Below are 22,723 nucleotides of genomic sequence, written 5' to 3'. Positions count from 1 at the left end.
CTCCGCCCTGGACCTGCAAAAGGTCTCAGACCTTTTGAAACCAGGCCTTGTCTAGTGGGTCCGGTCAGGTAGCGCAGCGCGCCGCGAGCGGGAGGCCGCCACGGCAGCGCCGGCGAGACCCAGCAGCGCGAGCCCGGCCAAGCCGCCGACCACCGCGTCGCGGGTGCGGCTGGTGACGAACTCGCTGCGGGTCGATTTCATCCGATCGTTGAACCGCCCATCGATGCCGACATCGCCGGGCACCGGGTCGAACAGGTTGCCCGCCATGTCCGGGATCGTCGTGTCGGACAGCTGCGCCGACCACATCGTGGCAGCCTTACGGTCCGCCAGCGCGGGGGCGAGCGCCTGGGCGGCAGCCATCATCATCGACGAGCGCCCGACCCAGACTTCCCGGGGCGGGTGCTCGGCGGCGTATACGATCGCCTCCGCGCAGAGCCGCGGATCGAACACCGGATCTGGGGCATACTGGCGGTGGCCGGTACGGTTGCGCGCCCAGTTGAACTGCGGCGTGTTCACGGCCGGCAGGTAGACCACGCTGAGGCTCACGGCGACGTTGTCGTGGAGCAGTTCGCAGCGCAGGGCGTCGGTGAAGCCGGAGACGGCGAACTTGGCCGCACAATAGGGCGCCTGGAGCGGCGCCGCCCGGATCGCCAGACCCGAGGAGACCTGGATGATCGCGCCGCGGTTGCGCCGCTTCATGTAGCGAAGCGCCGCGAGCGTACCGTAAACCTGGCTCAGGTAGGTGGTCTCGGTGACCCGCCGGTACTCATCCGGCGTGATCTGGTCGGCCGGGTTCACCACGGTCGCCATGGCGTTGTTCACCCAGGCCCGGATCGGGCCGAGCTCGGCCTCGATCCGGGCTGCGGCCGCATCGACCGCCTCGGCATCGGCGACGTCCGCCGCGATCGCCAGGACCGGCTGGCCGTAGGCAGCGAGCGCCCGCTCGGCGGCGGCGAGCCGCCCGGGATCGCGCGCCACCACCGCCACCGACCATCCGCCGGCGGCGAAGCGATGCGCGGTCGCGAGCCCGATTCCGGCGGTCCCTCCGGTAACGACTGCAACCCGTGCCATCCTGGCCTCGCCTGAGTGGAGAAAATCGCAGCGGCAACGGGTGCCGACGCCCACGGTTGCGCCGCACCGCCGTGCCGGAACGTCACGGCCACCGGTCTTTTTGGAACCCGGCGCGCAACGTCCGCCGACGAGCGCTGTTGATCCTGCGTAGTCGCGCGCTCTCGGCGTGCAGCCGGCCAAAGGATCGCAGCCATGCGCTACGGACGACGGTTCTCCCTGCCGATCGATCCCTGGCCGCAAGCCTCGCTGGGTGAGCGGATGTCGGTCGGCCTGGTCCTGACCTTGCTGCTGCTGGTGCCGTTCTGCGCTGCCAGCGCCGTGATGGTCGTGAGCGCGGCCATCGGAACTTACATCGCCTGGTCCTACGATCTCGGCGCCTCCCTGCGGAGCGCCATTGAGCGCCAAGTCGGCAAGCTCGCAGACAGGCATGGCCGGACCGTCCGGAAAGCTTGACCCGAATCGCGACAGCAATCGGGCTCGGATGTTGGCTGGCCTCGTGCGCCTGCATCGACCCGATGAGATATCAAGACCGAACCGGAGCCGGCTTGCAAAGCTTGACCCCGTCATCGGTCGGATTGGGTCACCTGCACTGAAGCCCCGCTCCGTCTTTGCAAGCAAAGCGCGCTGAGGCAGCGGGCGATCTCCCAACCTTGACGCAGCACCGGCACGATTCCTCGCGCTCTCGAGGACGAAACTGTCGGGATGACGCGCAAACCGGTGTATGGCGACCCCACAACCACCGCGTCACGCAGGTCCGATTTGACCTCGACGCATCGAGTGGGCCAGTCAGGTTCGGAACCGAGAGATCGCCATGTTCCGTTCCCTGATGAGTGCCCGGCGCTTCGCGCCGCTGTTCTGGTGCCAGTTCTTCTCGGCGTTCAACGACAATTTCCTCAAGAACGCGCTGGCCTTCCTGATCCTGTTCGGGATCGGCGGGCAGGCGGATGCCCATGCCGGCGTCCTCGTCACCTTGGCCAGCGCGGTGTTCATCGGGCCGTTCTTCATCCTGTCGGGCCTCGGCGGGCAATGGGCCGACCGGTACGACAAGGCGCTGATGGCCCGGCGGCTCAAGTTCGCCGAGATCTTCGCGGCCGGCACCGCGGTGATCGGCTTCCTGCTGCATTCGGTCCCGGTGCTGTTCGTGGCGCTGGGCCTGTTCGGGACGATCGCGGCCCTGTTCGGACCGATCAAGTACGGGATCCTGCCGGACCATCTGCGCCGCGAGGAGCTGCCGGCCGGCAACGCGCTGGTCGAGGCCGCGACCTTCCTGGCGATCCTGCTGGGTACGATCGCGGCCGGCGCGGCCTCGGCGATGGGCGGCTCCGGCCTCGTGTTCGGTGCCCTGGTGATGGGCTTCGCGGTCCTGTGCTGGCTCTCGGCCAGGATGATCCCGCCGACCGGGGAGGGGGCGCCGGACCTGCACGTCGATCGCAACGTGGCGCGCTCGACCGCCTCGCTGCTGCGCGACCTCTGGGCCGACACGCGCCTGTGGCGCGGCTCCCTGACGGTGAGCTGGTTCTGGCTGGTCGGCGTCGTGGTGCTGTCGCTCCTGCCGGTCCTGGTGCGCGACGCCTTCAACGGCACCGAGACCGTGATCACCCTGCTGCTGGCACTGTTCTCCGTCGGCATCGCGGTGGGATCGGGGCTCGCCTCGTGGCTCGCCAGCGGCCGGATCGTGCTTCTGCCGACGCCGGTCGGGGCGGTTCTGATGGGCCTGTTCGGCCTCGACCTCGCCTGGACGATCGGACATCTTCCGCCGCCGTCCACGGCGGCGATCGGACCGTTGGACTTCCTGCGGACCGGCGACGGCCTGCGCACCGCCATCGGGTTCCTCGGCCTCGCCATGTCGGGGGGCCTCTACATCGTCCCGTCCTTCGCGGCCGTGCAGGCCTGGACCGAGAAGGCGATGCGGGCCCGGATCATCGGGGCGGTCAACGTCGTGACCGCGGCGTTCATGGTGGCCGGCACCCTGGCGCTGGCGGCCCTGCAGGGCGCGGGCCTGTCGATCGCCAGCCTGCTCGCGGTCGTGGCGGTGCTGAACCTGATCGTCGGCGCCGTGGTGTTTGCGACCCTGCCGACCAGCCCGTTCCGCGACGCGCTCTCGATCCTGTTCCGGGCCTTCTATCGGCTCGAGGTCCGCGGACTCGACAACGTCGCGGCGGCCGGGCCGAACTGCATCCTGGCGCTCAACCACGTCTCGTTCCTCGACGCGCCGCTGGCGCTGTCGCTGCTCGACCAGGAGCCGGTCTTCGCGGTCGACAGCGGAATCGCGCAGCGCTGGTGGGTGCGGCCGTTCCTGCGGGTCACAAGGGCGATGCCCCTCGACCCGACCCGGCCGCTCGCCACGCGGACGCTGATCAACGCGGTCAAGAATGGCGAGACCCTGATCATCTTCCCCGAGGGACGGCTCACCGTCACCGGCAGCCTGATGAAGGTCTACGACGGCGCCGGGCTGATCGCCGACAAGTCGGGCGCCATGGTGGTGCCGGTGAAGATCGACGGGTTGGAGCGTACCGCGTTCTCGCGCCTGTCCCGCGGGCAGGTCCGCCATCGCTGGTGGCCCAAGGTGACCGTGACGCTAATGCCGCCGGTGCGGCTCGCCGTGGATCCGGCGCTGCGCGGCAAGGCCCGGCGTCAGGCGGCCGGGGCAGCCCTCTACGGCATCATGTCCGACCTGCTGTTCCGCACGGCCGACACCGACCGGGGCCTGATGGCAGCGCTGATCGAGGCCGGGGACCGCCACGGCTGGCGCCGCACCGCCGTCGAGGATCCGGTCACGGGCCGCCTGTCCTACAGCCGCCTCGTCCTCGGCGCGAACGTGCTCGGCCGCAAGCTGATGCCGCTCGCCCCGGAAGGCGGCCGGATCGGCGTGATGCTGCCCAACGCCAACGGCGCAGCCGTAACCCTGTTCGGCCTGGCATCGGCGGGCCGGGTGCCGGCGATGATCAATTTCTCCGCCGGCGCGGCCAACGTGCTCTCGGCATGCCGGGCGGCGCAGGTCGACAAGATCCTGACCTCCCGGGCCTTCATCGAGAAGGGACGGCTCGGCACCCTGATCGAAGCGATCAAGGGACAGGTCGAGCTGATCTACCTGGAGGACGTGCGCGCCACCGTCACGACGCCGGACAAGATCCGCGCCCTGCTGGCCGGGCGCAAACCCCTGGTGCGGCGCACGGGCGAGGATCCGGCCGCGGTGCTGTTCACCTCGGGCAGCGAGGGTACGCCCAAGGGCGTGGTGCTGGCCAACCGCTGCATGCTCGCCAACGTGGCCCAGGTTGCGGCCCGGATCGATTTCGGCCCGACCGATAAGGTCTTCAACGTACTCCCGGTGTTCCACGCCTTCGGGCTGACCGCCGGGCTGGTCCTGCCGCTGGTCTCGGGGGTGCCGGTCTACCTGTACCCGTCGCCGCTGCACTACCGGATCGTCCCGGAGCTGATCTACGGCTCCAACAGCACGGTCCTGTTCGGCACCGACACGTTCCTCGCCGGCTACGCCCGGGCCGCGCACGCCTACGACCTGCGCTCGCTCCGCTACGTCGTGGCCGGGGCCGAGGCCGTGAAGGAAACGACCCGCAAGACCTGGGGCGAGAAGTTCGGGCTGCGGATCCTGGAGGGCTACGGCGTCACCGAGTGCGGACCCGTCGTCGCGCTGAACACGCCGATGTTCAACCGCTTCGGCACGGTCGGGCGGATCCTGCCCGGGATCGAGACCCGCCTCGAGCCGGTGCCCGGGATCGACGATGCCGGCCGCCTGTCGGTGCGAGGCCCCAACATCATGCTGGGCTACCTGCGGGCGGAGAAGCCCGGCGTCCTGGAGCCGCCGCCGGGTGGCTGGCACGACACCGGCGACATCGTAGCGATCGACGCCATGGGCTTCGTGACGATCAAGGGCCGGGCCAAGCGCTTCGCCAAGATCGCCGGCGAGATGGTGTCGCTCGCCGGCATCGAGGCGCTCGCGGCCGAGCTCTGGCCGAGCCAGCCGAGCGCGGTCGCGGCGGTGCCGGACGCGCGCAAGGGCGAGCGGCTGGTGCTGTTCACGCAGGAGAAGGGCGCGACGCGTCCCGCCTACCAGAGCTTCGCCAAGGAGCGCGGCGCCTCCGACGTGGCGATCCCCGCCGAGGTGGTGGTGCTGGACGCGATCCCGATGCTGGGCAGCGGCAAGGTCGACCAAGTCTCGGTGGTCAAGCTTGCGCACGAGCGGGCGAAAGAAACGGCGGCAGCCTGACCGGCCGTCCCATCCCACCCCCGCGCGTCCCCCAAACGGGGGATGCGGGCGGCATCGCGTTAGCATGGTATCACGAATACAGTCATGATTCGATCAATCTTGAGTGATCGAGATTCAGGGACTGAATTCCGCGATTCGCGCGTGTGTCGACGAGGGGTTGATCATGCAAAAGGGCAGGCGATTTCCGATCTGGCTGACTCGGCGGGCCTACTTCAAGCGTCTCGAACGCTGGGCGAAGCCCGGCAAGGCGCGCAAGCCCGCGCCGCCGAGCACCGAGATCGCGCCTGCAATGCTGTCGTCCAACGTCGTGCCGTTCCCGATCCACCTGGCCCAGGCGAGCCGGCCGGCTTTCCCGGACCTGCGCGGCGTCGGCATCGGCTGAACCGCCGCCCCGGGCCTTGCCTGCCGCGGCGGATCGTTGAATCTGTGCGCCCTGGCAGACCCGGGATCTGGAGGATGCGTGCCGCACCATGGGCCTGATCCCGGCGCGGCCGCGGCGTCCAGGCTTCGCCGCGCGGCCCGCGCGGGCCTCGCGATGGCGGCACTTCTGGTCGTGCTGGTCTTGGCCGGCGCCGGGCTGGTCTGGTGCTACGCCGCTTCGCTGCCGCCCCTCGACCTGGCGGCGGCCTCGGCGCGCTCGACCGTGGTGCTCGACCGGTCCGACACGCTGCTGCGCCCCTTCGCCACCGCGGACGGCCGCTGGCGGCTTCCGGCCAGAGCGGCGACCGTTGATCCGCGCTACCGGGCGATGCTGCTGGCCTACGAGGATCGGCGCTTCGAGACCCATCCCGGCGTCGACTCGATGGCGATCCTGCGCGCCGCCGGTCAATGGCTGGGGCATGGCCGGATCCTGTCGGGCGGCTCGACCCTGTCGATGCAGGTCGCCCGCCTGGTCGAGCCGCGCCACGGGCGCTCGCTGGAGGCCAAGGTCCGTCAGATGGTGCGGGCTGTGACGCTGGAGCAACAGCTTGGCAAGGCCGCGTTGCTCGACCTCTACCTGGCGCTCGCCCCCTATGGTGGCCCGCTCGAGGGCGTCCGGGCGGCGAGCCTGGCCTATTTCGGGCGCGAGCCGGCGCGGCTGACGGCGGCGCAGGCGGCCTTGCTCGTCGCCCTGCCACAATCCCCAGAGACCCGCCGGCCGGACCGCTTCCCGGGCCGCGCCCGGGCCGCCCGCGACAGGGTGCTCGATCGGGTGGCCGGGCGCGGGCTGATCAGCGTGGCCGAGGCCGCTGCCGCCAAGGCAGAGCCGGTCCCGACCGGGCGGAAGCCGTTCCCGATGCTGGCCGCCCACGCCGCCGAGGAGGCGGTCGCGGCCGAGCCCGGGACGGCGGTGATCCGCCTGTCCATCGACGGGCGGCTGCAGGCGCGCCTCGAGGACCTGGCCGCCGAGCGTGTCGCCGCGACCGGACCGGCCCTCTCGGCGGCCATCGTCGTGCTGGACAACCGCGACGGCCGCGTGCTGGCCCAGGTCGGCAGCCCCGGCTACCTGGATCCGAGCCGTCGGGGCGCGATCGATATGACCCTGGCGGTGCGCTCGCCGGGCTCGGCACTGAAGCCGTTCATCTACGCCATGGCCTTCGAGGACGGCCTCGCTCATCCCGAGACGTTGCTGGAAGACCGCCCGGCCCGGTTCTCCGCCAGCTATGCGCCCGAGAACTTCGACCTGACCTTCCAGGGCACGGTCACGGCGCGGCGCGCCCTGCAGCTCTCGCTGAACGTGCCCGCGGTGGCGCTGATGGAGGCCGTCGGGCCCGCACGCTTCATCGCCCGGCTGCGGGCGGCCGGCGCCGGGATACAGCTGCCCCGCGAGGCCGCCCCGGGCCTGCCGGTGGCGCTGGGCGGCCTCGGCATCACGCTCACCGACCTCGCCCGGCTCTATGCCGGCCTCGCCCGGGGCGGCGGAGTGCCCGACATCCTGCGCCGGGCCGGGGGAGCCGCCGGAGCGGGCACGGAGCGCCGGGTCACGGAGCCGGTCGCGGCGTGGTACGTCGCCGACATCCTGCGCGGGACGCCGCCGCCGGAGAACGCGCTGTCGAGCCGCATCGCCTACAAGACCGGCACGTCGTTCGGCTATCGCGACGCCTGGGCGGCGGGGTTCGACCGGCACGTCACCGTGGCGGTCTGGATCGGGCGGCCCGACGGTGCCGCGGTCCCCGGCCTCGTCGGGCGGGTTGCCGCGGCCCCGATCCTGTTCGATGCCTTCGCGCGCCTCGGGATCGAGCCCGAGCCGGTCCCGCAGCCCCGCAACGCCCTGAGCGCCACCGAGGCCGGCGGCTTGCCGCCGCCGCTCCGGCGCCTGCGCCGCGACGGGGCGGAGACGGCCGGCCCCTCCCTCAAGATCGCCTATCCCCCGGACGGGGCCCGGATCGATCTTGGCCTCGCGGCCGATCCGGCCGGGCATGGGGACGGAGGTCCCAGCCTCGCCCTCAAGGCCCTCGGCGGCGTCCCGCCGCTGACCTGGCTGGTCGACGGCCAGCCGGTGGCCCAGACACCCCGCCGGCAGGCCGCGTGGATCCCGAACGGCGCCGGATTCGCGCGGATCTCGGTTCTCGACGCCACCGGAGCGAGCGACAGCGTCTCCATCCGCCTGGAGTGAAGTGCCGCCTCAGCGTTGCCGACGATCAGAGGCGCCGGGACGCGACATTATGTGCGGGCTAATACGGCCACCAATGTCAGTCTTCATACGAAGATTCATCGGTCATCAACGAATACCGGCCTAATGCTGGCCAGTGAGGTCGGTGATGGCTTGGAAGGTCGGCGCCGCGATCGCGGGGCTTCTCGGGTTGGTGGGTGTGACGGCTGGACTCGGCGGCGGTGCTGATCCGCGCCGGGCCGGCTGGCGCGAGACCTATCGGCCGCCTGCCGAGATCCCGTTCCCGGACGAGAACCCCTACTCGGCCGCCAAGGCCGACCTGGGCCGGCGCCTGTTCTTCGATCCGATCCTGTCCGGCGATGGCACCCGGGCCTGCGCCACCTGTCATCTCCCCGATCTCGGCTGGGGTGACGGGCGCGCCCGCGCCGCGACGCGGATGCAGGGCGACATGGACCTGCGCACGCCGACGCTGATCAACATCGCCTGGCAGGACGGCCCGATGGGCTGGGACGGAAAGTTCAAGACCCTCGAATCCGTCGCGGCGATGCCAATGATCTCGCCGTCCAACATGAACCTGCCGATGGCCGATGCGCTCGCCCGGCTGTCCGCCGACTCGAGCTACGCGGTCGCCTTCGCCACCGCATTCAACGATCCCGCCATCACCCGGGACCGGCTGGAGGCGGCGCTGGCGACGTTCGAGCGCCTGATCGTGACCGGGACGAGCCCGTTCGACCGCTGGATCGCCGGCGACGAGGCCGCCATTGGCGAGCCGGCTAAGCGCGGCTTCGACCTGTTCAACGGCCGGGCCGATTGTGCCGGCTGCCATTCCGGCTGGTCGTTCACCGACAACTCGTTCCACGACATCGGAGTCGGCACCGGCAACGATATCGGCCGGGGCCGCTTCAAGCCCACATCGGTCGCCCTGCGCTATGCCTTCAAGACCCCGACCCTGCGGGAGATCGGCCGCCGGGCCCCCTACATGCACGACGGCTCGTTGGCGACCCTGGAGGCGGTGATCGACCTCTACGACCGCGGTGGGATCGAGCGCCCGAGCCGCTCCCGGGCAATCAAGCCGCTCCATCTCAGCGCGACGGAACGCGCGGACCTGCTGGCGTTCCTCAAGACGCTCTCGACCGAGGCGGCCCCCGACCTGACGACGGCATCATTCACCACCGCGGTCCCGGCGCCGTGACGGCGGCAGCGCAGATCACCGCGTCATTCCAGGGCGCCGCAGGCGAGCCCGGAACGACGAGCGGGTTGCTTTGGCACGACGGCAACATCCAAGCCGCGGAGACGCATCGCGTTGTCTGCCGCCCAACACCGAGCCCCGATAGGCTCGCGACGGCGACCGTCAGCGCGCCAGCCCCGGCTGCGGCGCTCCGATCGCGCGCCGCTCGGTCGCTTCAGGCGCGACGCCGACGCGAGCCTCGATGACCGCGTAGCGATGGGAGAGGTTCGCGAGGCTGACGATGATCCACACGCTGCCCAGCAGGCTCGCCGCCAGCACGCCGAGCAGGATGTAGACCGTGCGGGTGTTGCGCCGTACTTCGACCGACAGGTCCTGGGCGAGGTCCCGGTTGCTATGGAACAAGGCGTCCCGCGCGGCGACCAGCTCGTTGTGCATCTCGCTGATGACGTGGGTGGCGTTGTAGAGCAGCAGCAGGTGGACGACGAAATCGTCGTCTGTGGTGGTGTTGAGGGCGGCCGCGACGCGCACGGCGAGCTGCCGCTCCCAGGGCAGCAGCTCCCGGCCGTGGACCGTCCGGTAGAACCGCTCGAGGTTGTTCACGGACGGAAGGCCTCGCGCCAGGCCGTGTGGAAGTTGCGCCGCAGGCGCCGGCCCTCGACGCGAAGGCGCATCGGCGCGGTCGTCGCCAGTTCCAGCCAGGTCGTGTGCTGGATCCGCAGCGCCTCGATCAGGCGCTCGCCGATCCGCTCGATCTCGGTGGCGCGGAAGTTCGGTTGCGCCCGCAGCTGCCGCACCACGTCGGAGGCTTCCAGATAATCGAAGTTGGTCGCCTGGGCGGTGTTCTTGGCGAGGATCGCCCGGTCGCATTCGAGCAGCAGCGGACGGAGTTCCCGGAGTACGTCGAGGGCGGTGGGATCGACGGCACCGGCGGCCACGACCACGCAGAGGCGGATCTTCTCCTCGCGGCAACTCTCGACGATGATCTCGGTGCTGCGCCGGGTCGTCTCGGTGTCGCCCGCTGGGAAGTCGACCACGACGAAGCGCTCGGCGGCGTCCGACACGCGCTCGATCAGGTCCTGGACCAGGGTCGGATCGACGCGGCCGGTGGAATCCTCGGCCCGCAGGCGCTGCCGGAAGCAGGACACGCCCGGACGGCGCGGCATGAAGCTCTGGCTGCCCGGGTCGGTCTCACGCATCAGCGCCGTGTGGAAGTGCCGGTTGGCCGGGTCGGTGTCGACCGCAAGGACCGGCCCGACCTCGGCACAGAGATCCGCGATCTGCAACGCGATGGTCGTCTTGCCGACGCCGCCCTTGCCGCCCAGGCACAGGATCAGGACCTTGGTGTTGCCTGGGCCGAGCAGATCCTGCTGGATGTCCTGAAGCTCGGACGGGGTGTACCAGGCCGGAACCTTGAGCTGCGTGACGTCGGTCATGAAAGTCTCCTCGGGTTGAAGGGCGCAGGTCGGCGTCCGCGCGGGCGCTGCTGCGCCGGGCCGGGACGGTCCTGCAGGGGTTTCAGGGTCGGTATCGTCGATCCGGGCTCGTCCGGCGGGCAGCCGGGCCGCCTGTCTGCGCACGGTCGATCGCCGACCGGGACGCGGTGAACGGGCCTCGCGACGGCGGGAGAGCGGGGCCGCGATTTTGGGCGCTTGGGCCGGGCACGCTCAAGCCGGACGCCCGCCCAGGCATCGGCCGATCGCTCGCCCACCGCCCGATGGCCGGCGATCCCCGCACAGTGGCGCAGTGGACGCGGGATGGCGGAACCGGATGTGGCCCCGCCGTGGCATAGCGCCGTACAGGTCGGGACCCGAAATGTTTGCCCTCGTCACGCCTCGCACTCCGTTGCCGGCCCGGTGCCGCGGCGGGACCGCGTCAGTTCGTCGTCTGGCCAGCGTCGCGCAGGAGCGAGAGTTCGCCCAGCGCGGCGCCAGAGGCAAGCCTATAATCCGAACTGTTGACAGCTTATCCGTACGTATGATCGCAATTTCTCAGACTCCGTTCGCAAAAAATGTCTCTTTCTTCGATAAAATTCTATCATCTCCGATTTTAAATACATATATATTCAAATATATACATCTAGCACACATCAATATACGCGGGATCTTAGGCTAAATACCGCCAAATGCTCAGATGATACATCTTGGTCATCGAGGCGTATTGGGACGCCACCGCTGGTGGCGCGTCCTCAGATCCCGTCTCGAAACACGATTGCGGTTGCCGGTGAGGCTCAGGACGGCGGATGGCTTGCCGTTTCCGGATCCGGGATCAGGCCATCGCGGGACCGGCGCGCGGCTCGGCAACGCTTGAAATCCACAGCGTTAACCTTCCACTCATATTCGTTAATAAACCATTGGCGAGAAGCCTATTAACCTATCTAAATAGAGCGGTAACCACGGTGTCGACATGCACCGGTGAGGCTCCGATGCTACCAATCAAGACAAAGCGCACGTCAGCCGGATACGCTCTCACCGCCGCCGGAGCCGCGAGCCTCGCGGCCACCGGCGAGGCCCAGGCCCACGTCAAATGGTTCTGCGCCTACGACGTCGCCGGGCAGCCCCAGGGCCTCGAGCAGGTGCTGTGCGCCAACTTCGAGGGACTCACCGTCCTGGCTCTGGTGTGCCTGATGTTCGGGTGCCTGGCCGAGGGCACGCCGCTGGGCGGCGCCCTGCTCAACGCGCTGGATCGTGTGACCTCCCGGGTCCGGACCGACACCGAGCTGCTGGTCCGCGCCACGCTGGGTTTCTTCTTCGTCTCGCTCTGGGAACTCGGTGGCATCATCCTCACCCCCGAACTCAAGACCGACGTCGCCTGGATCCCGTGGTTCCAGCTCGCGCTGGCCGCCGGCCTGATCTGGCGCCGAACCATGCCGCTCACCGGCCTGGGCATCGTCTTCCTGTTCAGCTTCGCCACGGCGCAATACGGCGTCTTCCACTTGGCCGACTACCCGATCTTCCTGGGCGTGGCCGTCTACCTGATCTGCCGCGGCCTGGACCTCTCGCCCTTCGGCGTGCGCCCGCTCGACATCGTGCGCTGGACCGCCGCCATCACGCTGATGTGGGCGTCGATCGAGAAGTGGGCCTATCCGGAATGGACTGCGCCGCTAATCGCTGCCAAGCCGCAGATGACGCTCGGCGCCACCCCGGAACTGTTCATGCAGGCAGCCGGCGTCATCGAGTTCACCCTGGCCTTCGCGCTGCTCTGGACCCCGCTGGTGCGGCGCGCATCGGCGATCATTTTGGCCGCGATCTTCGTCTCGGCGGTGTTCGAGTTCGGCAAGGTCGATGCGATCGGGCATTCCGGGATCATCGTGGTGCTGATGGCAATCGCCGCCGACGATGTCCGGATCGCGGTCCGGGCCCGCCACGTGGTGCTGGCGCCGGCCTGGTACGGGGCCGCCCTGGCGCTCTTCCTCTTCCTCTACTACGCGGGCCACGCGGCCCTGTTCGGCGGGCTCGACACCCTGCCGGTGATCTGAGGCGCGGATCAGCGCGCTGCGAGGAGCGGCGCGAACACGTCGGTCAGGCCGGTGATCAGGATCTGGGTCCCGACGCAGAGCAGCAGGAACGCGAACAGGCGGCCGGTCACCCGCGCCCGGGCCGGGCCGATCAACGCCACCACCCGGTCGGCCGAGGCGTAGATCAGCGCCACCGCGAGCGCCACGACGAGAGCCGCCAAGGTGACGCCGAGATAGAAGCCGAACCGGTCCGCGTAGGCGGCGGGCCGGTTCGCGCCCAAGCTGATCGCCACCGCGATGGTGCCGGGCCCGGTGGTGAACGGCAGGGTCAGCGGGAAGAACGCGATCTCGGCCAACGGCGCCGGCGCCGGGTCGCGGCTCGCCTCGATCAGGGTCGTCGCCCCGCGGTCCTTCGAGCCGGACGCTTCGGCCTGCTTGCGGGCCTCGCGCGCCTCGGGGCGGTTGAGCTGGGTCCAGGCCGAGGACATCACCACCAGTCCGCCCGCGATCCGCATTGCCGCCAGGGTCACTCCGAAAAAGTTGAGGATCGGTGTGCCGGCCCAGAGGGCGCCGAGCATCACCAGGGCGGCATAGACGCCGATCTTGCGCGACAGCAGCACCCGCTCGGCATGGCTGTAGGCGGTGGTCACCTGCGCGAAGATGAAGGCCCCGCCGATCGGGTTCACGATCGCGATCAGGCCCGAGAAGGCGAGCAGGAACTGCTGGATTGTGAAATCGATGCTCATCAGGGCCGCCGCCTAGCCCAACAGGCCTCCGACGACCAGCCTATCGCTCTTCAGCCCGGCGACGGCGCGGGCACCAGCACCCGCGCGGGGGCGAGGCGGCGGGCGCGGCGCACCTGCTGGACCGCGATCGGTCGGTAGAGCTGCTTGGTCGCGTGGACCACGTGCAGGCCGGCGAAGGGCAGGGCCAAGCCTGAGCCAAGCCGCTCCCAGGCGGGACCGGTGCGCAGCATCAGCCGCGAGCGCACCGGCGGCATGTACAGGGTCTCGGCCCAGCCCTCGGGCGAGAACAGCGTGTCCCGCATCAACCGGCCGAGCTGCGAGCGGCTGTAGGGCTGGCCGTGGCCGAACGGCGTCGCCTCGCGCCGGGCCCAGACGCCGCGCCGGTTCGGCACCACCAGGATCATCCGGCCGCCCGGGGTGAGAGTGCGCCAGACCTCCTGCAGCAGTTCCGTCGGGCTCTCCACCGATTCGAGCGCGTGGACCAGGACGACCCGGTCGATGGCGGCCTCGGGCAGCGGCATCATGGTCGGGTCGGCCAAAGCCGTGCAGGACCGGCCGGTGCCGGGCCAGTTCACCACCCCTTGCGTCGCCGGCATGAACGCCAGGGTGCGCTCGGCGATGCAGTGGATCGGCCCGAGATACGGCGTCGCGTAGCCCAGTCCGAGGACCCGCAGGCCCGAGACCGAACCCAGGAACCCGTGAAGGGCGCGGGCGACGACGCGGTGCGTCTCGGCCCCCAGGGGGCTGGCATAGAAGGCGCGCAGGCCGTTGACGTCGAGACGCATGGACGAACAGGACACCGAGCCCGGGACGATGATCAACCTCAATGGTGAGACGCGATGCGCGCCGCAAGCGCCATCGATCCCCCCGGCGAAGGAACCCGCTCGATTGCCGCCGGTTCACGGCTGACGTTTCGCGCTGCGACGCGCCGGTGCAGTGTCGCAGCCCCGGGAGAGGGAATCCGATGGCTGCCGAGACCGAGATCCGAACCTTCCTGTGCCGCAGCGACAATATCGGGGTCCTGATCCGAGATCCGGCCACCGGCGCCTGCGCGGCGATCGACGTGCCGGAGGCCGGCCCGGTCCTGAAGGCCCTCGACGAGACCGGCTGGCGCCTGACCGACATCCTCGTCACCCACCGGCACGGCGATCACATCGAGGGCATCCCGGCAGTGAAGCGGGCGACCGGAGCCCGGGTGGTGGCCCCCGCCAAGGCGGGCGGCGCGGTGCCGGAGGTGGACATCACGGTCCGCGAGGGCGACACGGTGCAGGTCGGCGGGCTCAAGGCCCAGGTCTGGGAGACCCCCGGCCATTGCGCCGACCACGTCACCTACTGGTTCGCCGAGGCCGGCCTCGTCTGCTCCGGCGACACGCTGTTCACCCTCGGCTGCGGCCGGGTGATGGAGAGCCCGCCCGAGACCTTGTGGCGCTCCCTGCGCCGGTTCGAGCAACTGCCCGACGAGACCTGCGTCTTCAGCGGCCACGATTACGTCTTGTCGAATGCCCGCTTCGCACTGGCGGCGGACCCGGAGAATCGCGACCTGATGGCGCGCAAAGTGGAGGCAGACCGTGCGAAGGCCGAAGGACGCTTCCTGATTCCCTCGACCATGGGCGCGGAGCGCGCGACCAATCCGTTCCTGCGCAGCAGCCTGCCTGCCCTGGCTAGATCAGTCGAACTCGGAGCCGGCACAGATCCGGAAGCGGTGTTTGTGGCACTGCGTGCGTGGAAGGACCGCTTCTAGAGGCGGTGATAACCAAGAAAATTTTGTTGCGTTCTCAAGCCGAACTGACCCATACCCTGTGCAAGCGGTACCAATCCGCTAAGTCAACGGGCTCCCGGGGGGAAGCCGTAACGTCAACGCGAAGCGCCGGGACGCTTCCGCCGGTCTGATGGGGGTCCGTCTCGCCCTACCACCTGTCCACCTCCCGCCTTCCGCTTCCGTTCCTTAAGCCAGAATCCGACGGGGCTAAGGACGAGGCGCTCAGCGCAAAGACCAAGATTCCTGCAAGCGACACGACCGCCAGTGACGCGCTTCGCGACACCGGCGAGGTGGCAACCCCGTCGCGTCCCCGCGCGCCGGTCGCGGCCGATGTGCGGCTGCTCGGCATCGCCACCGAACACCTCTCCCGCCTTGGGCCCAAGCGCGTGACGGTGGTGGCCGTGGCGGCGGAAGCCGGCATGACGCACGCCAACGTCTACCGCTACTTCCCGTCGAAGGACGCGCTCCTCGATGCGGTGGCAGGGCGCTGGCTGCGCGAGGTCGAAGCCCGACTCGCCGGCATCGCCGACGCACCCGACCCGGCCGACGACAAGATCGAGCGGCTGCTCACCGCCCTGGCCACGGTGCAGCGCGACGCGCTGTTCGACGAGCCGAACCTGTTTGCGGTCCATCTCGACGCCACGGTGTCGGCCCGGCCGATCGCCCGGCGGCACCGGGTCCGTTTGCGGAGCCTCGTCGAGCGGGTGGTCGAAGAGGGAATCACCTCGGGCATCTTTTCGGCCCGGGACCGGGAGCGGGCGATCGCCTACATCTTCGATGCGAGCTACCGCTTCACGCATCCGCTGGCGATTCAGCACGATGCCGACGTACCGCGGGACCTGATCGAGGCGCGATTCGGGGCGGTCATCCACGCGATCCAGCGGGTCCTCCGGTCTGGGATCCTCTGAGGACGGACCACACTCCAGTGTTGGTCGACAACGCTTCGAAAGGCCCGGACATCGCGTCCGGGCCTTTCGCGTTTTTGGCCATGATGGTGCATTATGGCTCAGCGAGTTCGACGGCCCTGAATTTCCTGAAATGACAGGATCTCGGATCTGTTATCTGAGCTTTGCCGCACCGGCGGGGCCGGGTGCAGTGCACCTAAAAGCCTCGCCGCATTGGCGTTTCGTCGCCCGGGCTTGCGCCCTCCACGTCAGGCCCGGGCCAGCCCGGCCAAGTCTGCAACGGTCCATCGGGTTGAAGCGACGAGGCTTTTCGGCCACACAACCGCGCAGATTCCAGAGCGGCGAATCCCGCGCCGGCACCGACCAGTGGACGGTCCCGGCGCCTCGCCGATCCCACCGAAGATGACACGCAGCGGAGGTTGATCCGACATGGCTCGCAACAAGATCGCGCTCATCGGTGCCGGCCAAATCGGCGGCACCCTGGCCCTCCTGGCTGGCCTGAAGGATCTCGGCGACGTGGTGCTGTTCGACATCGTCGACGGCGTGCCGCAGGGCAAGGCGCTCGACATCGCCGAGGCCGCCCCGGTCGAGGGTTTCGACGCGACCTACGCGGGCGCGAGCGACTATGCAGCCATCAAGGGCGCCGACGTGGTGATCGTCACCGCCGGCGTGCCGCGCAAGCCCGGGATGAGCCGCGACGACCTGATCGGCATCAACCTCAAGGTCATGCAGGCGGTGGGCGAGGGCATCAAGGCCTACGCCCCGGACGCCTTCGTGATCTGCATCACCAACCCGCTCGACGCGATGGTCTGGGCCCTGCAGAAGTTCTCGGGGCTCCCCACCAACAAGATCGTCGGCATGGCCGGCGTGCTCGACTCGGCCCGCTTCCGCCACTTCCTGGCCGAGGAATTCAAGGTCTCGGTCGAGGACGTCACCGCCTTCGTGCTGGGCGGCCACGGCGACGACATGGTGCCGCTCACCCGCTACTCGACGGTCGCGGGCGTGCCGCTCACGGATCTGGTCAAGCTCGGCTGGACCACCCAGGAGAAGCTCGACGCCATGGTCGAGCGGACCCGCAAGGGCGGCGGCGAGATCGTCAACCTGCTCAAGACCGGCTCGGCCTTCTACGCGCCGGCCTCCTCCGCCATCGCCATGGCCGAGAGCTACCTGCGCGACAAGAAGCGGGTCCTGCCCTGTGCCGCCTATCTGGACGGCCAGTACGGCGTGACCGGCATGTTCATCGGCGTGCCGATCGTCATCGGCGCTGGCGGCGTGGAGCGCGTCCTCGAAGTCACGTTCGACCCGGCCGAGAAGGCGATGTTCGAGAAGTCCGTCGCCTCGGTGACCGGCCTGATCGAAGCCTGCAAGAGCGTCGACGGCAATCTCGCCTGATCACGGGGCGAATAGTGAATAGGGTTTGGCGATTGGTGACCCAGCCGAGGTCCTATCGCACTCTAGAAGCTACTCGCTATTCGCTACCCCCTACTCGCTCCTCCGTATGAGGTCCCGATGAACATCCATGAATACCAGGCCAAGGCCGTCTTGAAGGAGTTCGGCCTGCCGGTCTCCCGCGGCGTCCCGATCTTCGATCCGTCGGAGGCCGAGGCCGCCGCCAAGGAGCTCGGCGGCCCGGTCTGGGTCGTGAAGAGCCAGATTCACGCGGGCGGCCGCGGCAAGGGCACGTTCAAAGGCGCCCCGGAGGGTGCGAAGGGCGGCGTGCGCGTCACCAAGTCGATCGACGAGGTGAAGCTTTACGCCGGCGAGATGCTCGGCCAGACCCTGGTGACGATCCAGACCGGGCCGGCCGGCAAGCAGGTCAACCGCCTCTATATCGAGGAGGGCGCCCAGATCGCCGAGGAGTTCTACCTCTCGATGCTGGTCGACCGCGCCACCGGCGGCGTGGCCTTCGTGGTCTCCACCGAGGGCGGCATGGACATCGAGGCGGTCGCCCACGACACGCCCGAGAAGATCCACACGATCCCGGTCGATCCCGCCACGGGCGTGATGCCCCATCACGGCCGCGCGGTCGCCAAGGCGCTGGGCCTTTCCGGCGCCCAGGCCAAGGAAGCCGCCTCGCTCACCGAGAAGCTCTACGCGGCGTTCGTGTCCAAGGACATGAGCATGCTGGAGATCAACCCGCTGGTGCTCACCGCCGACGGCCACCTCAAGTGCCTCGACGCCAAGATCTCGTTCGACTCGAACGCGCTCTACAAGCATGCCGACATCGTCGCGCTGCGGGACGAGACCGAGGAGGACGCCAAGGAGATCGAGGCGTCGAAATACGACCTCGCCTACATCGCGCTGGACGGCACGATCGGCTGCATGGTCAACGGCGCCGGTCTGGCCATGGCCACCCTCGACATCATCAAGCTCTACGGCGAGAGCCCGGCCAACTTCCTTGACGTCGGCGGCGGCGCCTCCGAGGAGAAGGTGACCGCGGCGTTCAAGATCATCACCGCCGACCCGCAGGTGAAGGGCATCCTCGTCAACATCTTCGGCGGGATCATGAAGTGCGACGTCATCGCCCGCGGCGTCATCGCCGCCGTCAAGGCGGTGGGCCTGCAGGTGCCCCTGGTGGTGCGCCTGGAAGGCACCAACGTCGAAGAGGGCAAGGACATCATCCGGGGCTCCGGCCTAAACGTGATCCCGGCGGACGACCTCGACGACGCCGCCCAGAAGATCGTCGCCGCCGTGAAGGGAGCCTGATCATGTCGGTGATGATCGACGCGAACACCAAGGTCATCTGCCAGGGTTTCACCGGCAAGAACGGGACCTTCCACTCCGAGCAGGCCATCGCGTACGGGACCAAGATGGTCGGCGGCACCAGCCCCGGAAAGGGCGGCGCGAGCCATCTGGGCCTGCCCGTGTTCGACACGGTCGCCGAAGCCCGCGAGGCCACCGGCGCCGACGCCTCGGTGGTCTACGTGCCGCCGCCCGGCGCCGCCGACGCGATCTGCGAGGCGATCGCCGCCGAGATCCCGCTGATCGTGTGCATCACGGAGGGCATCCCGGTGCTCGACATGGTGCGGGTGAAGCGGGCGCTGACCGGGTCGAAGTCGCGCCTCGTCGGCCCGAACTGCCCCGGCATCGTCACAGCCGGCCAGTCGAAGATCGGCATCATGCCGGCCAACATCTTCCGCCAGGGCTCGGTCGGCATCGTCTCGCGCTCGGGCACGCTGACCTACGAGGCCGTGTTCCAGACCACCAACGCCGGCCTCGGCCAGACCACGGCCGTGGGCATCGGCGGCGACCCGGTGAAGGGCACCGAATTCATCGACGTACTGGAGCTGTTCCTGGCGGACCCGAAGACCGAGTCGATCGTGATGATCGGCGAGATCGGCGGCTCGGCCGAGGAGGAGGCTGCGCAGTTCCTGCGGGACGAAGCCAAGCGCGGGCGCAAGAAGCCGATGGTCGGCTTCATCGCCGGACGCACGGCGCCTCCGGGCCGCCGCATGGGCCATGCCGGCGCGATCATCTCGGGCGGCAAGGGCGGCGCCGAGGACAAGATTGCCGCCATGGAGGCGGCCGGCATCCGTGTCTCGCCGTCGCCGGCCCGGCTCGGCTCGACGCTCGTCGACGTCCTCAAGGGCTGAGGCCAGCGCGCCAGCGTTGCGGCCGGCGCAGGGCCGCGACACCCATATCGACCTTGTCGGGGCGCGCTTTCGCCCCGGGTCAATTTCAGGGCGATCCGCACTGCGAGCGGGTCGCCGACAGGGCAGCCGGCCTGCCCGCGCGACAGGATGAACGGACCATGGCACGCCAGGACGTGAACGAAGCGCTTCTCGAAACCTCGTTCCTCTACGGCGCCAACGCCGCATACATCGAGGAATTGCAGGCGGCCTACGCCCGCAACCCGGCCTCGGTGGATCCGGAATGGCAGGCCTTCTTCAAGGGCCTGGGCGAGGACGAGACACTCGTCGAGAAGAACGCCGCGGGCGCGTCCTGGGAGAAGCCGAACTGGCCGGTGCCGGCGAATGGCGAACTGGTTTCGGCGCTCGACGGCAATTGGGGCGCGCTCGAGAAGGCGATCGGCGACAAGATCGTCGCCCGGGACGCCAAGGAGCCCAAGCCCGGCAAGCCGGTCGACAGCGTCGCCGCCACCACGGGCGTGTCCGTCGAGCAGGCGGCCAAGGATTCGGTGCGGGCGATCATGCTGATCCGCTCCTACCGGATGCGCGGCCACCTGCATGCCAAGCTCGATCCGCTCGGCCTCGCCCCGCGCGGCGACCACGAGGAGCTGCACCCGCAGCATTACGGCTTCACCGAAGACGCCGACTGGGATCGCCCGATCTTCCTCGACAACGTGCTCGGCCTCCAGTTCGGGACGATCCGCGAGATCGTCGACATCCTTGAGCGGACCTATTGCCAGACGCTCGGCGTCGAGTTCATGCACATCTCCGATCCCGCCGAGAAGGCGTGGATCCAGGAGCGCATCGAGGGCAAGGACAAGGAGATTTCCTTCACGCCTGAAGGCCGTCGGGCGATCCTCAACAAGCTGATCGAGGCCGAGGGCTTCGAGAAGTTCCTGGACCTGAAGTACACCGGGACCAAGCGCTTCGGCCTCGACGGCAGCGAGTCGATGATTCCGGCGCTGGAGCAGATCATCAAGCGCGGTGGCGCGCTCGGCGTGCGCGAGATCGTGCTCGGCATGGCGCACCGGGGCCGGCTCAACGTGCTCACCAACGTGATGGCGAAGCCGTTCCGGGCGGTGTTCCACGAGTTCAAGGGCGGCTCCGCGTCGCCGGCCGAGGTCGAGGGCTCGGGCGACGTGAAGTACCACCTGGGCGCCTCGTCCGACCGGGCCTTCGACGGCAACAACGTCCACCTGTCGCTTACCGCCAACCCGTCCCACCTCGAGATCGTCGATCCGGTGGTGCTCGGTAAGGTCCGGGCCAAGCAGGACCAATGGGCCAAGCCGCATATCCAGCGCGCCAGCGTGCTGCCTCTGCTGATCCACGGCGATGCCGCCTTCGCCGGGCAGGGCGTGGTCGCGGAGTGCTTCGGCCTGTCGGGGCTGAAGGGCCACCGCACCGGCGGCTCGGTGCACTTCATCATCAACAACCAGATCGGCTTCACCACCGACCCGCGGTTCTCCCGCTCCTCGCCTTATCCGTCGGACGTAGCGAAGATGGTCGAGGCGCCGATCTTCCACTGCAACGGCGACGACCCGGAGGCCGTGACCTTCGCGGCCAAGGTGGCGGTCGAGTACCGGCAGAAGTTCGGCAAGCCGGTCGTGATCGACATGCTGTGCTACCGCCGCTTCGGCCACAACGAGGGCGACGAGCCGGCCTTCACCCAGCCGAAGATGTACCAGCGGATCCGCAAGCATCCCTCGGTGCTGGAGACCTACGGCCGCCGGCTCGTGGACAACGGAACCCTCGACCAGCCGGCGCTGGACGCCCGCAAGGCCGAGTTCCGCCAGATGCTCGACAGCGAGCTCGACGTCGCCACCAACTACAAGGCCAACAAGGCCGACTGGCTCGACGGCCGCTGGTCCGGCTTCAAGGCCGTGCACGAGGACGTCGACGACCCGCGCCGCGGCCGCACCGCGGTGCCGGCCGAGACCCTGCAGGAGATCGGCCGCAAGATCACTCAGGCGCCCCCCGGCTTCCACCTGCACCGGACCATCCAGCGGTTCATGGACAACCGCGCCAAGGCGGTGGAGACCGGCGCCGGCATCGACTGGGCGACCGCCGAGGCCCTGGCCTTCGGGGCGACGCTGCTCGACGGCAACCGGGTCCGGCTCTCCGGCCAGGACGTCGAGCGCGGCACCTTCTCGCAGCGCCACGCCGTTGTGATCGACCAGGAGAACGAGCAGCGCTTCACGCCGCTCAACGCCATCCGCGACGGCCAGGCCTCGATCGAGATCATCAACTCGATGCTCTCCGAGGAGGCGGTGCTCGGCTTCGAGTACGGCTACTCGCTGGCCGAGCCGAACGCCCTGGTCCTGTGGGAGGCGCAGTTCGGCGACTTCGCCAACGGCGCCCAGGTGGTGATGGACCAGTTCATCGCGAGCGGCGAGCGCAAGTGGCTGCGCATGTCCGGCCTCGTGCTGCTGCTGCCGCACGGCTACGAGGGCCAGGGTCCCGAGCACTCCTCCGCCCGCCTGGAGCGCTACCTCCAGGCCTGCGCCGAGGACAACATGCAGGTGGCCAACGTCACCACCCCGGCCAACTACTTCCACATCCTGCGCCGGCAGCTGAAGCGGGACTTCCGCAAGCCGCTGGTGCTGATGACGCCGAAGTCGCTGCTGCGCCACAAGCGGGCGGTCTCGACGCTCGACGCGCTGGCCGAGGGTTCGACCTTCCACCGCGTCCTGTGGGACGATTCCGAGGAGGAGGGCGCGCCCAACAAGTTGGTGCGCGACGACAAGATCCGCCGCGTCGTCCTGTGCTCCGGCAAGGTCTATTACGACCTGCTGGAGGAGCGCGAGAAGCGCGGCCTGAACGACGTCTACCTGATGCGCGTCGAGCAGCTCTACCCGTTCCCGCTCAAGGCACTCGCCAACGAGATGGGCCGGTTCCGCAACGCGGACGTGGTCTGGTGCCAGGAGGAGCCCAAGAACATGGGCGCCTGGTCCTTCGTCGAGCCCTACCTCGAATGGGTGCTCGGCCAGGCCGGCTCCGCGGTGAAGCGCGCCCGCTACGTCGGCCGTCCGGCCTCCGCGTCCACGGCCGTGGGCCAGATGTCCAAGCACCAGGCCCAGCTCCAGGCGTTCCTCAACGAGGCGCTGGCGGTCTGATTTTATGGAGCCCGGCGGTCATCCGCCCGGGCGCCGCCG

17 protein-coding genes are annotated in these 22,723 nt (G+C 69.2%); 12 read left to right on the top strand and 5 right to left on the bottom strand.

What is annotated here, in order from left to right; all coding sequences use genetic code 11:
- Positions 1–51: 51 nt before the first annotated feature.
- The gene (locus FVA80_RS11695; RefSeq protein WP_147907323.1) at positions 52–1,071 is read right to left on the bottom strand and encodes an SDR family oxidoreductase; all 1,020 of its coding nucleotides are present in this window, start codon (positions 1,069–1,071) and stop codon (positions 52–54) included.
- A gap of 192 nt (positions 1,072–1,263) precedes the next feature.
- Here FVA80_RS11695 and FVA80_RS11690 point away from each other — a divergent pair, with 192 nt between their 5' ends.
- The 5 genes from FVA80_RS11690 (at position 1,264) to FVA80_RS11670 (ending at position 9,081) form a co-directional block, all read left to right on the top strand.
- Positions 1,264–1,524, top strand: a complete 261-nt coding sequence (locus FVA80_RS11690) for a hypothetical protein (RefSeq protein WP_147907324.1) — start codon at positions 1,264–1,266, stop codon at positions 1,522–1,524.
- 358 nt (positions 1,525–1,882) lie between these two features.
- Entirely contained in the window at positions 1,883–5,296 is a 3,414-nt protein-coding gene (locus tag FVA80_RS11685) for an acyl-[ACP]--phospholipid O-acyltransferase (RefSeq protein WP_147907325.1), read from the top strand.
- Between the two features lie 103 nt (positions 5,297–5,399).
- Positions 5,400–5,678 carry a hypothetical protein gene (locus FVA80_RS11680; protein ID WP_246692375.1) on the top strand — a complete coding sequence of 93 codons (279 nt, stop codon included), beginning with the start codon at positions 5,400–5,402 and terminating at the stop codon, positions 5,676–5,678.
- 153 nt (positions 5,679–5,831) lie between these two features.
- Entirely contained in the window at positions 5,832–7,892 is a 2,061-nt protein-coding gene (gene pbpC / locus FVA80_RS11675) for a penicillin-binding protein 1C (protein WP_187193650.1), read from the top strand.
- A 145-nt stretch (positions 7,893–8,037) separates the two neighbouring features.
- Positions 8,038–9,081, top strand: coding sequence for a cytochrome c peroxidase (locus tag FVA80_RS11670; RefSeq protein ID WP_147907327.1), 1,044 nt, complete (start codon positions 8,038–8,040; stop codon positions 9,079–9,081).
- A gap of 159 nt (positions 9,082–9,240) precedes the next feature.
- Here FVA80_RS11670 and FVA80_RS11665 read toward each other — a convergent pair whose 3' ends face one another.
- Together FVA80_RS11665 and FVA80_RS11660 are read right to left on the bottom strand one after the other, a co-directional pair.
- On the bottom strand, positions 9,241–9,678 hold the full coding sequence (locus FVA80_RS11665) for a hypothetical protein (protein ID WP_147907328.1): 438 nt from the start codon (positions 9,676–9,678) through the stop codon (positions 9,241–9,243).
- Positions 9,675–10,511 (bottom strand): ArsA-related P-loop ATPase, encoded by an 837-nt coding sequence (locus FVA80_RS11660; protein WP_147907329.1) that lies wholly within the window; start codon positions 10,509–10,511, stop codon positions 9,675–9,677. Before FVA80_RS11660 ends, FVA80_RS11665 begins: the two co-directional genes overlap by 4 nt.
- A gap of 989 nt (positions 10,512–11,500) precedes the next feature.
- On the opposite strand from FVA80_RS11660, the gene FVA80_RS11655 reads away from it, so the two are divergent.
- The gene (locus tag FVA80_RS11655; RefSeq protein WP_147907330.1) at positions 11,501–12,553 is read left to right on the top strand and encodes a hypothetical protein; all 1,053 of its coding nucleotides are present in this window, start codon (positions 11,501–11,503) and stop codon (positions 12,551–12,553) included.
- A gap of 8 nt (positions 12,554–12,561) precedes the next feature.
- Here the strand turns inward: FVA80_RS11655 and FVA80_RS11650 are convergent, their stop codons facing one another.
- Positions 12,562–13,278, bottom strand: a complete 717-nt coding sequence (locus FVA80_RS11650; RefSeq protein ID WP_147907331.1) for a MarC family protein — start codon at positions 13,276–13,278, stop codon at positions 12,562–12,564.
- Positions 13,279–13,328: 50 nt separating this feature from the next.
- Complete coding sequence (locus tag FVA80_RS11645) at positions 13,329–14,063, bottom strand: methyltransferase domain-containing protein (protein WP_147907332.1); 735 nt, start codon at positions 14,061–14,063, stop codon at positions 13,329–13,331.
- A 179-nt stretch (positions 14,064–14,242) separates the two neighbouring features.
- Between FVA80_RS11645 and gloB the strand changes: the two genes are divergently transcribed.
- The 6 genes from gloB (at position 14,243) to FVA80_RS11615 (ending at position 22,684) form a co-directional block, all read left to right on the top strand.
- The gene (gene gloB / locus FVA80_RS11640; protein WP_147907333.1) at positions 14,243–15,019 is read left to right on the top strand and encodes a hydroxyacylglutathione hydrolase; all 777 of its coding nucleotides are present in this window, start codon (positions 14,243–14,245) and stop codon (positions 15,017–15,019) included.
- A 308-nt stretch (positions 15,020–15,327) separates the two neighbouring features.
- Positions 15,328–15,945 carry a TetR family transcriptional regulator gene (locus tag FVA80_RS11635; protein ID WP_238261510.1) on the top strand — a complete coding sequence of 206 codons (618 nt, stop codon included), beginning with the start codon at positions 15,328–15,330 and terminating at the stop codon, positions 15,943–15,945.
- Positions 15,946–16,371: 426 nt separating this feature from the next.
- On the top strand, positions 16,372–17,334 hold the full coding sequence (mdh, locus tag FVA80_RS11630) for a malate dehydrogenase (protein WP_147907334.1): 963 nt from the start codon (positions 16,372–16,374) through the stop codon (positions 17,332–17,334).
- 117 nt (positions 17,335–17,451) lie between these two features.
- Positions 17,452–18,648 carry an ADP-forming succinate--CoA ligase subunit beta gene (sucC, locus tag FVA80_RS11625; protein WP_147907335.1) on the top strand — a complete coding sequence of 399 codons (1,197 nt, stop codon included), beginning with the start codon at positions 17,452–17,454 and terminating at the stop codon, positions 18,646–18,648.
- Between the two features lie 2 nt (positions 18,649–18,650).
- Positions 18,651–19,535: a succinate--CoA ligase subunit alpha gene (gene sucD / locus FVA80_RS11620; RefSeq protein ID WP_147907336.1), complete on the top strand. Its 885-nt coding sequence runs from the start codon at positions 18,651–18,653 to the stop codon at positions 19,533–19,535.
- 158 nt (positions 19,536–19,693) lie between these two features.
- Positions 19,694–22,684 carry a 2-oxoglutarate dehydrogenase E1 component gene (locus FVA80_RS11615; RefSeq protein ID WP_147907337.1) on the top strand — a complete coding sequence of 997 codons (2,991 nt, stop codon included), beginning with the start codon at positions 19,694–19,696 and terminating at the stop codon, positions 22,682–22,684.
- The last annotated feature ends 39 nt before the right edge of the window (positions 22,685–22,723 follow it).

The organism is Methylobacterium sp. WL1, from assembly GCF_008000895.1.
Taxonomy (GTDB): domain Bacteria; phylum Pseudomonadota; class Alphaproteobacteria; order Rhizobiales; family Beijerinckiaceae; genus Methylobacterium.
The sequence above is the reverse complement of the archived record's forward strand: the minus strand, read 5'-3'. Positions and strand labels throughout refer to the sequence as shown.